Here is a 12,864-nt window from a genome sequence, read left to right on the forward strand (position 1 = left end):
GCACCATGAGTCCAGTCCTGATCTCCGTCGTCGGAGTCGTCGTACTCCTCGTCCTGTTGGCGCTCGCCGTCATCACCCGCTACAAGGTCGCCGGACCCAGCGAGGCCTTCATCGTGACCGGCCGGCGCGGCAAGAGGTCCACCGATCCGGACACCGGCCGGGTCATGACCGACAACAGCGGCCAGAAGGTCGTGGTCGGCGGCGGCGTCTTCGTCGTGCCGTTCGTCCAGCAGAAGTTCACGCTCGACCTGTCCTCGCGGCACATCCCGATCGCCGTGCGCGGCGCGGTGACCCTGCGCGGCGTCAAGGCGAACCTCGAAGGCGTCGCCATCGTCAAGGTCGGCGGCACCGAGGACTCGATACGGGCCGCGGCCCAGCGGTTCCTGGTACAGCAGGACGGCATCGTCGGCTTCACCCAGGAGGTGCTGTCCGGCGCGCTGCGCTCCATCGTGGGGCGGATGTCGGTGGAGGACATCATCCGCGACCGTGCCGCGTTCGCCGGGCAGGTGGCCGAGGAGGCCGAGGCGAGCCTGTCCGGGCAGGGCCTGGTCCTTGACGCCTTCCAGATCCAGGACATCACCACCGAGGGCTCCTACCTGGAGGACCTCGGCCGTCCGGAGGCCGCCCGCGCCAAGCAGGAGGCGGACATCGCCGAGGCGGTGGCGCGCCGCGCCGCCGAGCAGGCGCGCCTGAAGGCCGAGGAGGAGATCGCGATCGCCCAGCGGACGTTCGCGCTCAAGCAGGCCGAGATCAAGGCCGAGACGGACGAGGCCGCGGCCCGTGCCGGCGCCGCGGGGCCGCTCGCCGAGGCGGCGCGGCAGCAGGACGTCCTCTCCGAACAGGAGAAGGTGGCCCAGCGCCAGGCGGCCCTCACCGACCGCGAGTTGGACACCAAGGTCCGCAAGCCGGCCGACGCCGCCCGCTACCAGGCCGAGCAGGAGGCGGAGGCCCGCAGGATCGGTCTGGTCAAGCAGGCCGAGGCCGACGCGGAGCGGGCCCGCCTCACCGGTGAGGGCGAGAAGGCGCACCGCGCCGCGCTGGCCGACGCCGTGCGCCTGGAGGGCGAGGCCGAGGCCGCCGCGATCGGCGCGAAGGGCTCCGCGGAGGCGGAGGCCATGCACAAGAAGGCGGACGCTTTCACGCGGTACGGGGACGCCGCCGTGCTGCAGATGCTCGTCGAGGTCCTGCCCAGCGTCGTCGCCAAGGCGTCCGAGCCGCTCAGCGCGGTCGACAAGATGACGGTGATCTCGACGGACGGGGCGAGCCAACTGTCCCGTACGGTGGCCGACAACGTCGCCCAGGGCGTCGAACTCCTCAACTCCACCACGGGAGTCGACCTCGCGGAGCTCCTGAAGAACCTCACCGGCGGCAAGCAGGCCGCCCCGACCTCGGCCCCGGCCCCGGCCCCGGCCCCGGCCGCCGTCAACGGCCGGATCGAGGTGACCGACTGACCCCCGTGCGCCGCACCGCGATCGCCAGGGTGTCGTCCTGGTGGAGCACGTCGCTGAGCAGGTCCTCGGCCAGCAGGCCGGGGATCAGCTCGGTCGGGCCACGGCGGTGCCGGCACAGCGCCTTCTTGAGCCGGGCCTCGCCCTCGATCGGGTCCCGCCGGCTCTCGGTGAGGCCGTCGGTGTAGAGAAGCAGCACGTCGTCCTCGCCCATGGTGGCGGTCAGGACACGGTCGCTGCCGGGCAGCGGGAAGCCGATGCCGCGCCCGCGCACCTCCAGATAGGACGCGCCGCCGTCCGCATGGGCGAGCAGTGCCGGCGGGTGGCTGCCGTTGGCCAGCGTGAGCGTCCCGTCGGCCGGGTCGAGCCGGGCGAGGAGCAGGGTGGCCATCACGTTCTGGTCGAAGGGCGCCAGGACGGTGTCCGTGCGCGCCACGATGCTCTCCAGCGGGTGGCCCTCGAGGGCGAGGGTGCGCACCGCGTGGGTGACGGTGAGCGCGGTGCGGGTGCTGGTGATGCCGTGGCCGATTGCGTCGACCACGGTGATGTGCACCGTGCCGTCCGGGAGCGTGAACCAGTCGTAGAGGTCACCGCCGGTGGGCGCGTCGTCGCTGGCCGGGGCGTAGTGCACGGCCAGTTCGAGGCCGTCGACGTGCAGGGGCCTCGGGCGCAGCGCGTCCTCCAGGGCGCGCAGGGTGCGGCCGTGCGCGGTGCGCAGCTGCTCGTCGCGCTCTTCGAGCTGTACGTACAGGGCGAGGACCCCGCTGTTGGTCTCGGCCAGTTCGTGCTTGAGCCGCTGGTGTTCGTCGGCCAGGGAGTCGGCGCGGGCCAGCGCCGCCCGCAACTCCTCCTCCAGGAGCGCCACATCGCTCGCGCCGTGCTGGGCCGCCGTGGCCGGCGGGCGTCCGGTGAACGGCACGCCGTGGCCGTATGCCGCACCGGACGGCAGCGGCAGGTCCCACACGAACGTGCCGTCCGGCTGCGTCCGTGCGCGCAGCGGCAGCCGGTCCGTCGACACCTGCGACTCCGTGCCCTGCTGGGGCAGGCGCAGGGCGAGGGTCAGCCGGTGGGCGCCGTCCTCACCCTTCTCGCGCCCGCTCAGCACGGTGACCGGACGGCCGCCGCCGAGAGCGGACGCGGCCACCTCGCTGAGCGACAGGACGAGCCGCGCCCGGTCGTCGGCGGAGAGCCGGTGTCCCAGGGCGATGCTCCGTACGGTCTGCCGCAGGGCCTTGAGGGTACGGACGGTTTCGCGGGTCATCTCATTCCCAGGTGCGGGCCGAGGGCCAGGATGGTGGCGTCGTCACGCCGACGGCGGTGGGTGTGCGTCAGGGAGGCCGCGAGCAGCACCGGAGGCAGCTTGAGGCGCGCGTCGGTGGGGTCGTACGCCCAGCGGTGGTCGATCCCGTCGGTGTGGACGACCACGGTGGTGTGCGGGGTCAGGTCCACGAACCGGCTCCTGGGCGCGGGGAGGGTGTAGCCGACGATGCCGGCCTGCCCGGTGAGCTGGTGGTGGACGCCCCGCGGGGAGAGGACGACCGCGCGGACGTTGCCGACCGAGCAGTGCTCGGCCCGGTTCCCGGCGATGCGCAGGGCGGTCACGGCGGCCCCGCGCGTGTGCCGCAGCGCCTTGTGCTGTGCGGTGAGCAGGTCCACCAGCGGGGCGGCCGGGTCGGCCAGGAAGGTCCGCTCGGCGCGCCGGGCGGCCGTGGCCGCCTCGGGGCCGTGGCCGAGGCCGTCGATCACCAGCACGGTCCGTATGCCGTCGTGGTCGGCGATCGCGTAACCGTCGCCGCTGGCGTCCTCCCCGTCGGCCGGCAGGCAGAGCGCGCCCGGGGCGGACGGGACGCGCTGCGCGTCGGGTTCGGCGAGCCGGGCGTGGGCGAGCGTGCCGAGGCCCGCCTCCGAGCGGATGGTGAAGTCGGTGGCGATGCGGCGCGCGGCGCCCAGGCCCGCGCCCATCGTCGCGGTGGTGCTGTACCCGTCCCGCAGGCTCAGGTCGATGTCGGGCATGCCGGGGCCGCAGTCGACGGCTATGACGTCGAGCCCGGCGCCGAGCGGTGAGGGCTGCACGAACAGGGCGCCGTTGCGCGCGTGCTTGATGATGTTGCTGGCGAGCTCGCTCGCCAGCACGGCCGCCTGGTCGGGCAGCGCGCCGGGCATCTCGCGCGCGACCGCACGCGCCTGGTCGGACGCGCTCTGCACGGCGCTCGGATGGTCTATCGCGATGTGCAGAGTGCGCGCTGCGACGGCGGCGTTCACGCGCGTCCGTTCCAGCGCACCGCCGTGACCGTGGTGCCCCGGCCGGGTGCGCTCTGTACCGTGAACTCGTCCATCAGGCGCCGCGCGCCGCCCAGTCCGTGGCCGAGCCCGGCACCGGTGGTGTAGCCGTCGGTGAAGGCCCGGTCGAGGTCGGCGATGCCCGGCCCCTGGTCGCTCACGGACAGCCGCAGTCCGCGGCGTTCGCCCTGCCCGACGATCTCCAGGGTCACGGTGCCGCCACCGCCGTGCACGTAGGCGTTGCGGGCCAGTTCGCTGGCGGCCGTGACGATGCGTGTCTGGTCGACCAGGCCGAAGCCGGCCCGCAGGGTCGCTTCCCGTACCGCGTGCCGCACCGCGAGCAGGTCCTCCTCGGCCCGGATGGTGTGCTCGGTACGGACGTTCTCGCCCTCGGCGGGACCGCCCGGCGCGCTCCCCGGCCGGTGCGCCGACAGCCGGCCTGCGCGGGCGGGAGCGGGAACCGTCGACGTTCCTTCGAGGTTTTCCAGGTCACCGTAGAGGGACAACGGGACTCCCCTTGGGAGATCGTGAGGCGGGCTGCCAGCCCAGCGCGATCATCCCCTGCTCCGCATTGAGCGTGGTCTCCACACCGGAGAGCTGCAGCCCCAGTTCCACCAGCGTGATCGCGACCGCGGGCCGCATGCCGGCCACTATCACCCGGGCCCCCAACAGTCGTGCCGTGGTCGTCAGTTCCATCAGGGTCCGGGCCACGAACGAGTCGATGATCTCGAGCCGTGAGATGTCGATCAGGATCGCGCCGGCCCGGTCGGCGACGATGCGCTGGGTCAGTTCCTCGGTGAAGGCGATGGCCGCCTTGTCGTCCAGTTCGTTGAGCAGACCGGTGACGAGTACGTCACCGAGCCGCAGGATCGGTACGCCGCTCAAGTCGCCGCTCACCGCGCATCCGTGAGAGAGGCCCGCTGCTCCGGGTGGTGCGTGAGGAGCGGGATGGCGGCGGCGAGGGCGTCGGCCAGCGTCGCGCGCGTGAGGATGGCGGACAGGTCGATGCCGAGCTGCGCGATGATCTGGGCGATGGGCGGGCGGATGCCGCTGATCACACAGTCGGCGCCCATCAGCCGTACGGCGTTGACCGTCTGCATCAGGTGGTGGGCCACCGCGGTGTCCACGGTGGGGACACCGGTGATGTCGATGATGGCGACCTGCGCCTCGTCGCGCTCGATGGCCTCCAGGAGGTTCTCCATCACGACCTGGGTGCGGGTGGTGTCCAGCGTGCCGATCAGCGGCACGGCGAGCACGCGGTCCCAGATGCGCACCACCGGGGTGGACACCTCGAGGAGCTGGCGGCTCTGCCGACGGATGATCTCCTCACGGCCGTCGACGAACATCTCGAAGGAGGTGGCACCCGCGGTGTCGAGGAGGCGGTTGACGAAGAGTGCGGCCTGGTAGAGCGCGGTGACGTCACGCGTGTCCTGCTGCACGGCCTCCAACAGCGCTTCCTTGAGCGCCAGGACGGCCATGTACGTGGCCGTGGGGCTCGCGCCTCCTCTGGCGCGGCGCAGCGAGAGATCCGTCACGGCCTGGCGCAGGCCCTGGTGCTTGACCACGACATGCTGCACCGGATGGTCGGACTCCAGGCCGGCGAGCAGCGCGTCGACGAGGGAGTCGGCTTCCTCGTGCAGCTCGGCCTCGCTGATGCCGGTCTCCAGGACCGCCTGTTCCGACTGGAGCCGGACCCAGCGATCGGCCACCTTCTCGCCCTGCTCACGCAGGGCGGCAATGACGCGCAACCGGGCCTCGGGTTCACTGGTGTTCATTCCATCCACCTTAGCAATTGTTGTCGCACGGCAAATGTTAACCGAGGGAACCGATCACTCTGCACCCACGGTCACATCGCGTCAACTGCCTGGACGACCAGCCCCCTCGACGGGCGCGATCCGGCCTCCCACCAGGTCACGGCCCATCCTTCACCTCAGCCTCACAGCTCTCGGTCCATCACGACCGTGTGCAAGTACCTGGATACATCGCAAGTAAACCCACGCGATCAGGTGGGTGCCCCGAATGGGGGTCAGGCCGACTCCACGGGGCGGCCGACGCCGGGCCGAGGACGCGGCGCGGTGCACTCCACCGACCGGTGGAAGCCGCTCAACCCCTTCACCAGGGCGGACCGCTCCGAAGGGCGCATCGCCGAGATGGCTTCGAGCAGGGCGCTTTCCCGGCGGGCGCGCAGTTCGTTGAGGTAATTTTCTCCCCGGCTCGACAAGCGCAGTTCGAGCTCGCGGCGACTGGCTGAACTGAGGGACCGCTCGATGAAACCCAGGGCGTGAAGGCGGTCACACATACGACTCACCGAAGACGGCGCCGACCCCAGATATTCGCCGAGGGTGCGGAGGTTGATCCCCTCGGCACCGTCCAGGGCGTACAGCACGCGCAGTTGTGACGACGAGACCGGTGCGGTGGGGGTGATGTCCCGCCCCCTGCTCCACAGGACCTCGAGCAGCTCGATGACTTCCCGGGCAGCATGCGTGGCGGCATCCTGGTCGCCCGCGACGGAAGTTTCGGCATCCATGTCCTCAACTGTGACACTTCGCAGTGGCCCTGTCAGTCGCTGAGGCATGGTGGGCCACGGCTCCTTCACAAGCTCACATCACGGTCACAAACCGGAACAGGTGGTACCAGACAAGTGGACAGATTTACGGCCGTGGAACGCGCTCTGCGCAGATCCGCACCGCACGCTCTCCTGGAAACGGTCAGGGAGGCGCTCGCTGTTCACTACGGAGCCGGCTCCGTCGATCTGCTGATGGCCGACTACGCGTTGACCATACTGCAACCGGTCGACGCCCTCCCCCGGACCGCCGCCCCCGTACCGGTCCACACCAGCGCGCCCGGCCGCGCGTTCGGATCCCAGGAACCCCACGTCGAGGCCGAGGGTCCCGAAGATCCCGTCACCATCCACCTGCCCGTCACGGTCCGCGGTGACCGCATCGGCATCCTCACCGTGCGCCTGCCCGCCTCCGCCGGCGACTCCGGGACCGTACGCGAACTCGCGGACGTGGCCGAGGTGCTGGGCCACGAGATCGTCGTGGCGGAGCGCGACACCGACCTCTACCTCCAGGCCCGGCGGGCCGACCGGCTCACCCTCGCCGCCGAGATGCAGTGGCAGCTGCTGCCGGGCCGCTCCTGCTCCCGCCCCGAGTACGACATCGGCGCCCAGCTCGAACCGGCGTACGCCATCTACGGCGACAACTTCGACTGGTCGACCTCGGCCGACCACCTCACCCTCACCGTGACCAACGGCATGGGGACGGGCATCCAGGCCGCCCTGCTCACCAACCTGGCCGTGAACGCGACCCGCAACGCGCGGCGCGCGGGGCTGTCCCTGACCGACCAGGCCTGCCTGGCGGACCAGGCCATCTACGGACACCACCAGGGCGCGGTCCATCTCTCGGTCCTGCTGCTGCGCTTCGATCTCATCACGGGCGAAACGGACATCATCGACGCGGGCTCGCCGAAGATGTGGCGGCTGCGCGACGGGCGGCCCGAACCCGTCGAACTGGACGCACAACTGCCGCTCGGCATGGCCGAGGACACCCCGTACTCCGTCGAACGCTTCCACGTCCGGCCGGGCGACCGGCTCCTCTTCGTCAGTGACGGGGTCTACAACACGGCCTCGCCGACGGGCGAGCGCTACAGCGAGCGCGCCCTCAGCAGGGCGATGACCAGCACCCGGCTGCTGCCCGCGTCACAGGTCCCGCGCGCGGTGCTCAAGGAACTGTCCGGGTACCGCGGGCCGATCGACGCCGACGACGACGCGATGATCGTCTGCCTCGACTGGCGGGGGCGGTCCCCCTCCTGACCCGCGCCGCGATGCCCCGGGCATTTCTCCTGCGCACCGGCGCGTTGAATGCGCCACTTTTCGGGCAGGAGTTCTTCTCGTACGGCCACCGATTCGGTGCAGCCGAAGCCGCTGAAGGAGGAGGCGCATGCGGACACAGCACATACCGCTCGACACCGGACCGCCGGCAACGGCCACCTTCGACAAGAACCCCGCGGCGGTCGCCGACGCCCGAGAGCTGACCCGGGGCTTCGTCGAGGGGCTGAGCCCCGCCGTGGACGGGCAGAACGCCGCGAGCATCGAACTCGTGGTCTCCGAGCTCGTCACCAACGTGGTCCGCCACGCCCGCGGCGCCCTGTGCTCACTGCGCCTGCACGCGCAGCACGACGTCATCACCGTCGCGGTGTCCGACGCGGATCCGCGTCCGCCGCAGCAGCGCGCCCCCGATCTGCGGGGCGGCACCGGCGGCTTCGGCTGGCCGATGGTCCAGCAGCTGGCCAGAGCCGTCGGCGTCACGCTCGACCCGACCGGCAAGACGATACGGGCGGAACTGGCGCGGTAGCCTCGCGATCATGTTCATTCTCGAATTGACCTACATCGCGCCGCTCGCCGCCGTCGACGAGCAGCTGCCGGCCCACATCGTCTGGCTCGAAGAGCACTACGAGAGCGGTGTCTTCATCGCGTCGGGCCGCAAGAACCCGCGCGACGGCGGTGTGATCCTCGCCGTCGCGGAGGACCGCGGCGTGATCGAGGAGCTGATCGCGAAGGACCCGTTCGTGCTGGCCGGGGTCTGCGAGTACCGCATCACCGAGTTCTACGCGACGAAGACGGCCCCGGCACTCGCCGGGTACCGCGAGGAGCTGCCCGCCTAGCGTCGCTCCAGGCGGGCGATCCGTCCCTTCTCCCCGGCGGCCCAGCAGCCCCGGTCCCGGGCGCAGTCCACGGTGTCGTACGAACCGGTGTCGACCGTGCGCCAGCTCCGGCCGCCGTCCGTCGTCACGTCGGTGCCCGTCGGACCGACCGCGAGGGCCGTGGAGCGGCTGTACGGGAACCAGGCCACCCCCGAGCGGTAGGCGGGCGGCGGCCGTCCGGCCGGGTCCCAGCTCCGGCCGCCGTCCCGGGTGACCGCGGCGGCCTTCGGCGACGGCTGGTCGGCCCGGTAGTCGCCGCCGACCGCGATGCCGTGCGTACGGTCGCGGAAGGCGAGCCCGAAGACGCCGCGGGCCGGGTCGCCCGCCGGAATCGGCGCGTCGGTGGCCGTCCAGGTCAGCCCGCGGTCGGCGGAGTGCAGGACACGCCCGCGCGCCGCTCCTCCCGTGGCCAGCCACACGTCGCGCGGCCCCGAGCTGACCAGGCACTGGCCGCTCGCCGCGAACCCCGCCTCGCCCTCCTGCGCCGCGGGCATGCCGGTGTTCGGCAGCACCTTCCAGGAGCGGCCGCCGTCGGCGGTGGAGAGGACGCGGTACTTGCCGTCGACCGGGTCGCTCATGGCGAGGCCGTGGCGGCGGTCGAAGAAGGTCATGCAGTCGTAGAACGCCTTGGCGTCGGTGTTGCGGAAGGACTCCGTCCAGGTCGCCCCGCCGTCCTCGGTGCGCAGCACCCGGGAGGCCTCGCCCTCGCCGATGGCCAGGACCACGGCGCGGCGCCCGTCGAAGGCCTCGATGTCGCGGAACTCCAGATCTGCGGCGCCTGACGGGGAGACTTCGCGCCATGTCCTGCCGCCGTCGGACGTGCGCAGCACCGTCCCCTTGGTCCCGGCCACCCACGCGGTGTGCCGGCTCACGGCGGCGAGCCCGCGGAAGCGGGCGTCGGTGCCGCTCTCCTTCAGCTGCCAGCGCGGACCGTGGTCCGACCGGTGATCCGGCCCCGCGGGACCAGCCGCCCGCGCGCTGCCGGGCGCCGCGAGGACGGCCCCCGCGAGCGCCGCCGCGCACAGTCCCGTGAACATCGTCCGCCTCGTCGGCTTCGTCTTCCCCATGCCCCTCATGGCGGGCGAAGCTAGCCGACGCGCGGAGCCTCGTCCAGATGGCCTGAAGGGCTCCCCCGTACGACGGGCGCCGGGAACCGCGGGCCGCGCCACGGTGTCGCGGTGACAGAGGTCACTCCGTCCGACCCGCCCTCCGTGTGCACGGATCCCGTCTTTCCGTCGTCTAGTCAAGTGCCGACCCGAGTCGTCCAGCAGTCAGTGAGGGAGCAGGCGTTGTCCACCGTCATCGAGCAAGCCGTAGAGGCCCGCCTGGTCGCCGCCGCACCGCGGATGCCGACCATCCCCGCCACCCTGCACTACGATCGGCAGGACCCCTTCGCCGTACGGATGAGCTTCCCCGCGCCCGCGACCCTGGAGGGCGTCGAGGTCTACTGGACCTTCGCCCGTGAGCTGCTCACGCAGGGCGTGGAGCGGGCGGTGGGCGACGGCGACGTGCGCGTGCGCCCGTACGGCTTCGACCGCACGGTCGTGGAGTTCCACGCCCCCGAGGGCACCGCGATCGTCCACATCCGCACCGGGGAGCTGCGGGGATTCCTGCAGCGCACGACGGCGCTGGTGCCGACGGGCCAGGAGCACCGCCACGTCGACCTGGACCACGACCTCGCCGAGCTGATGCGGGACGCGTGCTGACGCGGGCCTGAGCCCGGGGGAAACGAGAGCGGCCCTGGTCAGCCGCCCCCGCCGCCACCGCCGGACGAGCGTGCCGCCTCGGCCGACGCGACGGCCGAGGCCAGCGCCCTGCGCAGGTCCCGCATGAGCGCGCGCGACTCCGGTGCGGCGCCGCCGGCGCGGTCGGTCAGCTCCGCGAGCCGGTCCTTGTACCGCCTGCGGTCCTTGCCGGTGACGACGGACCGCAGCTTCCCGGTGGCCGCGCAGACGACGAGCGCCGCCTCGCCCGCGTCGACCTCCTCGACCGGACGCGGGCCGCGCAGCACGGCGAGCGCCTCCGCGTGCAGCGCCTCGGCGTACCCCACCCGCTCCAGCTCCCAGTGGCGGGCGGGGAAGAGGCCGAGGACGCGTCGGCGGCCCTCGCGCAGATAACCGTGGGCGGCGAGGTCGGCACGCACCGCGTTCAGGGTGGCGCGGGAGCGGTGGGTGATCCATCCGCGCCAGGTGCGCGGGCGCGACTGTTCGACGAGTTCGAGGAGGGCGTCGAGGACCGGGTCGCCGGTGCGGTCGCCGACGGCGGCCGGGGCGACGACGCGGTCGGCCTCGACGAGCAGGCCGCGCCCGGCGAGCTCGGCGAGGGCTCCGGCGCGGACCGTGAGGTGGAGATCGGGGCCGCCGGAGAACTTGCGCTTCTCCGGGTGCCAGGACAGCAGGAACAGCCTGGCGGGCAGGGACAGCGTTTCGAAGTGCACGGCGCCTCCTCGTGCTGCGGCGGGGTCCGCGTGCCGGGCGGGGCACGACGGGCGGGGCCCTCACGATCGTCCCTCACGATAAGACGTTGACACGGTCCCGGGCGCCTTCTACCGTTTCGATCGGTTCTGTAGCCGTCGAACAGGAGTAGGACGTTGCTCGTCTGAGGTCATGAGACACCGCGTCACGCAGCTTCGCGCTGTCGTGTACGTCGCGTGCGACCTCGGCATTCGAGCCGTCCCGTCCCCCGGCGCAGGCCTTTTCCCGTTTTCCGGCCTCCTTACCGCCGCGGTGTCTCGAACGCGTTGCCCCTGACCACGCTTCCCACCACGCGACCGCGAGGCCCGTATGTCATCTTCCCCCACCTCCATCACCTGTACGTCGCTCTCCTTCGCCTGGGCCGACGGCACCACCGTCCTCGACGGCCTTCAGGTGGCGTTCGGACCCGGCAAGACCGGGCTCATCGGCGTCAACGGCTCAGGAAAGTCAACCCTGTTGAAGCTGATCGCCGGGGAGCTCACCCCCGCCGAGGGCACCGTGCGTGTCGTCGGCGAGGTCGGCTGTCTGCCGCAGAACGTCACCCTCGACACCGGCCTGCGCGTCGACGAGGTGCTCGGCATCGCCGCGACCCGTGCCGCGCTGCACGCCATCGAGGCGGGTGACGTGCGTGAGGAGCACTTCACCACGGTCGGCGACGACTGGGACGTCGAGGAGCGCGCCGTCGCCACCCTCGACCAGCTCGGGCTCGGCCACATCGACCTCGACCGCACCACGGGCGAGGTGTCGGGCGGCGAGTCGGTGCTGCTGCGCCTCGCCGCCCTGCTGCTGCGCCGACCCGACGTACTGCTCCTCGACGAACCGACCAACAACCTTGATCTGTACGCCCGTCGGCGGCTGTACGCGGCCGTCGAGGCATGGCCGGGCGTCCTGGTCGTCGTCAGCCACGACCGTGAACTCCTGGACCTCGTCGACCAGATCGCCGATCTGCGGGACGGGGAGGTCAGTTGGTACGGCGGCAACTTCAGCGCGTACGAACAAGCCCTCGCCACCGAGCAGGAGGCGGCGGAGCGCATGCTGCGCGTCGCCGAGTCCGACCTCAAGAAGCAGAAGCGCGATCTGGCCGACGCCCAGGTCAAACTGGCCCGCCGCAAGCGGTACGGCCAGAAGATCCAGGACAGCAGGAGCCAGCCAAAGATCCTGATCGGAGCACGCAAGCGGGCCGCCCAGGAGTCGGCGGGCAAGCACCGCATCCTGCACGAGGAGAGGCTCGCCGACGCGAAGGAGCGTCTGGACGACGCCGCCGAGGCGGTGCGGGACGACGACGAGATCCGCGTCGACCTGCCTCAGACCCTGGTCCACCCGGGCCGCACCGTGCTCACCCTGAGCAACCTCGAACTGTGCTACGGCGCCCGCGTCAAGGGCGAGTTCGAGCTGCGCGGCCCCGAGCGGATCGCGCTGATCGGACGCAACGGCGCGGGCAAGACCACGCTGCTGCGCACGATCGCGGGCGATCTCGCGCCGGTCTCCGGCGAGGCGCTCACCCATGTGCCGATGCGCTTCCTGCCGCAGCGCCTCGACGTGCTCGACGGCGAGCTGACCGTCGCCGAGAACGTGGCGGCGTACGCTCCCGACGCGACCAACAACCGCGTCAGGGCGCGGCTGGCCCGCTTCCTGTTCAAGGGAGCCAAGGCCGATCAGCGAGCGGCGACCCTCTCGGGCGGCGAGCGGTTCCGCGCGGCGCTCGCGGCGCTGCTGCTGGCGGAGCCCGCGCCGCAGCTCCTGATGCTCGACGAGCCGACCAACAACCTCGACATGGCGAGCGTGCAGCAGCTCTCGACGGCCCTGGAGTCGTACGAGGGCGCGCTGATCGTGGCCAGTCACGACCTGCCCTTCCTGGAGTCCATCGGCATCACGCGGTGGCTGCTCCTGGACGGCGAGCTGAAGGAGATCACGCAGGAAAAGAAGACAGAGGCTGTCGGGTATTCCGCCTAGCTTCG

14 protein-coding genes are annotated in these 12,864 nt (G+C 71.8%); 6 read left to right on the forward strand and 8 right to left on the reverse strand.

Annotated elements, in window-relative coordinates; all coding sequences use genetic code 11:
- Nucleotides 1-5 precede the first annotated feature (5 nt).
- A complete protein-coding gene (locus tag ACFYO9_RS08655) occupies nucleotides 6-1,451 on the forward strand; it encodes an SPFH domain-containing protein (protein ID WP_358777330.1) in 1,446 nt (481 codons plus the stop codon).
- On the opposite strand, the gene ACFYO9_RS08660 is transcribed toward ACFYO9_RS08655, so the two are convergent.
- The 6 genes from ACFYO9_RS08660 to ACFYO9_RS08685 all read right to left on the reverse strand — a co-directional run bounded on the left by ACFYO9_RS08660 (nucleotide 1,423) and on the right by ACFYO9_RS08685 (nucleotide 6,255).
- On the reverse strand, nucleotides 1,423-2,709 hold the full coding sequence (locus tag ACFYO9_RS08660) for a PP2C family protein-serine/threonine phosphatase (protein ID WP_358777331.1): 1,287 nt from the start codon (nucleotides 2,707-2,709) through the stop codon (nucleotides 1,423-1,425). The two genes, ACFYO9_RS08655 and ACFYO9_RS08660, sit on opposite strands and share 29 nt — an antisense overlap.
- On the reverse strand, nucleotides 2,706-3,710 hold the full coding sequence (locus ACFYO9_RS08665; protein WP_358777332.1) for a SpoIIE family protein phosphatase: 1,005 nt from the start codon (nucleotides 3,708-3,710) through the stop codon (nucleotides 2,706-2,708). Before ACFYO9_RS08665 ends, ACFYO9_RS08660 begins: the two co-directional genes overlap by 4 nt.
- Nucleotides 3,707-4,090, reverse strand: coding sequence for an anti-sigma regulatory factor (locus tag ACFYO9_RS08670; RefSeq protein WP_355814335.1), 384 nt, complete (start codon nucleotides 4,088-4,090; stop codon nucleotides 3,707-3,709). The genes ACFYO9_RS08665 and ACFYO9_RS08670 overlap by 4 nt, the downstream gene beginning before the upstream one ends.
- Nucleotides 4,091-4,217: 127 nt before the next feature.
- Nucleotides 4,218-4,625 (reverse strand): STAS domain-containing protein, encoded by a 408-nt coding sequence (locus ACFYO9_RS08675; protein ID WP_355814171.1) that lies wholly within the window; start codon nucleotides 4,623-4,625, stop codon nucleotides 4,218-4,220.
- Nucleotides 4,622-5,503 carry an STAS domain-containing protein gene (locus ACFYO9_RS08680; RefSeq protein WP_358777333.1) on the reverse strand — a complete coding sequence of 294 codons (882 nt, stop codon included), beginning with the start codon at nucleotides 5,501-5,503 and terminating at the stop codon, nucleotides 4,622-4,624. The genes ACFYO9_RS08675 and ACFYO9_RS08680 overlap by 4 nt, the downstream gene beginning before the upstream one ends.
- A 251-nt stretch (nucleotides 5,504-5,754) precedes the next feature.
- Nucleotides 5,755-6,255, reverse strand: a complete 501-nt coding sequence (locus tag ACFYO9_RS08685; RefSeq protein WP_355814177.1) for a MarR family transcriptional regulator — start codon at nucleotides 6,253-6,255, stop codon at nucleotides 5,755-5,757.
- Nucleotides 6,256-6,369: 114 nt separating this feature from the next.
- Between ACFYO9_RS08685 and ACFYO9_RS08690 the strand changes: the two genes are divergently transcribed.
- The 3 genes from ACFYO9_RS08690 to ACFYO9_RS08700 all read left to right on the forward strand — a co-directional run bounded on the left by ACFYO9_RS08690 (nucleotide 6,370) and on the right by ACFYO9_RS08700 (nucleotide 8,393).
- Nucleotides 6,370-7,542, forward strand: a complete 1,173-nt coding sequence (locus ACFYO9_RS08690) for a PP2C family protein-serine/threonine phosphatase (RefSeq protein WP_358777334.1) — start codon at nucleotides 6,370-6,372, stop codon at nucleotides 7,540-7,542.
- Nucleotides 7,543-7,669: 127 nt separating this feature from the next.
- Complete coding sequence (locus ACFYO9_RS08695) at nucleotides 7,670-8,083, forward strand: ATP-binding protein (RefSeq protein ID WP_355814182.1); 414 nt, start codon at nucleotides 7,670-7,672, stop codon at nucleotides 8,081-8,083.
- A gap of 10 nt (nucleotides 8,084-8,093) precedes the next feature.
- Entirely contained in the window at nucleotides 8,094-8,393 is a 300-nt protein-coding gene (locus tag ACFYO9_RS08700) for a YciI family protein (RefSeq protein WP_358777335.1), read from the forward strand.
- On the opposite strand, the gene ACFYO9_RS08705 is transcribed toward ACFYO9_RS08700, so the two are convergent.
- Entirely contained in the window at nucleotides 8,390-9,499 is a 1,110-nt protein-coding gene (locus ACFYO9_RS08705; RefSeq protein WP_358777336.1) for a YCF48-related protein, read from the reverse strand. The two genes, ACFYO9_RS08700 and ACFYO9_RS08705, sit on opposite strands and share 4 nt — an antisense overlap.
- Nucleotides 9,500-9,721: 222 nt before the next feature.
- Here ACFYO9_RS08705 and ACFYO9_RS08710 point away from each other — a divergent pair, with 222 nt between their 5' ends.
- Nucleotides 9,722-10,138, forward strand: coding sequence for an SsgA family sporulation/cell division regulator (locus ACFYO9_RS08710; protein WP_358707110.1), 417 nt, complete (start codon nucleotides 9,722-9,724; stop codon nucleotides 10,136-10,138).
- 38 nt (nucleotides 10,139-10,176) lie between these two features.
- On the opposite strand, the gene ACFYO9_RS08715 is transcribed toward ACFYO9_RS08710, so the two are convergent.
- Nucleotides 10,177-10,869, reverse strand: coding sequence for a GPP34 family phosphoprotein (locus ACFYO9_RS08715; protein WP_358777337.1), 693 nt, complete (start codon nucleotides 10,867-10,869; stop codon nucleotides 10,177-10,179).
- A 346-nt stretch (nucleotides 10,870-11,215) separates the two neighbouring features.
- On the opposite strand from ACFYO9_RS08715, the gene ACFYO9_RS08720 reads away from it, so the two are divergent.
- Nucleotides 11,216-12,859 carry an ABC-F family ATP-binding cassette domain-containing protein gene (locus ACFYO9_RS08720; RefSeq protein WP_358777338.1) on the forward strand — a complete coding sequence of 548 codons (1,644 nt, stop codon included), beginning with the start codon at nucleotides 11,216-11,218 and terminating at the stop codon, nucleotides 12,857-12,859.
- Nucleotides 12,860-12,864 lie beyond the last annotated feature (5 nt).

The organism is Streptomyces sp. NPDC005863 (assembly GCF_042871345.1).
GTDB lineage: Bacteria > Actinomycetota > Actinomycetes > Streptomycetales > Streptomycetaceae > Streptomyces.

Excerpts from the sequence above, each read along its gene's own strand:
- ACFYO9_RS08720 (WP_358777338.1), top strand. The coding sequence starts at position 11,216 with ATGTCATCTTCCCCCACCTCCATCACCTGTACGTCGCTCTCCTTCGCC.
- ACFYO9_RS08680 (WP_358777333.1), bottom strand. The coding sequence starts at position 5,503 with ATGAACACCAGTGAACCCGAGGCCCGGTTGCGCGTCATTGCCGCCCTG.
- ACFYO9_RS08685 (WP_355814177.1), bottom strand. The coding sequence starts at position 6,255 with ATGGATGCCGAAACTTCCGTCGCGGGCGACCAGGATGCCGCCACGCAT.
- ACFYO9_RS08700 (WP_358777335.1), top strand. The coding sequence starts at position 8,094 with ATGTTCATTCTCGAATTGACCTACATCGCGCCGCTCGCCGCCGTCGAC.
- ACFYO9_RS08655 (WP_358777330.1), top strand. The coding sequence starts at position 6 with ATGAGTCCAGTCCTGATCTCCGTCGTCGGAGTCGTCGTACTCCTCGTC.
- ACFYO9_RS08695 (WP_355814182.1), top strand. The coding sequence starts at position 7,670 with ATGCGGACACAGCACATACCGCTCGACACCGGACCGCCGGCAACGGCC.
- ACFYO9_RS08705 (WP_358777336.1), bottom strand. The coding sequence starts at position 9,499 with ATGGGGAAGACGAAGCCGACGAGGCGGACGATGTTCACGGGACTGTGC.
- ACFYO9_RS08660 (WP_358777331.1), bottom strand. The coding sequence starts at position 2,709 with ATGACCCGCGAAACCGTCCGTACCCTCAAGGCCCTGCGGCAGACCGTA.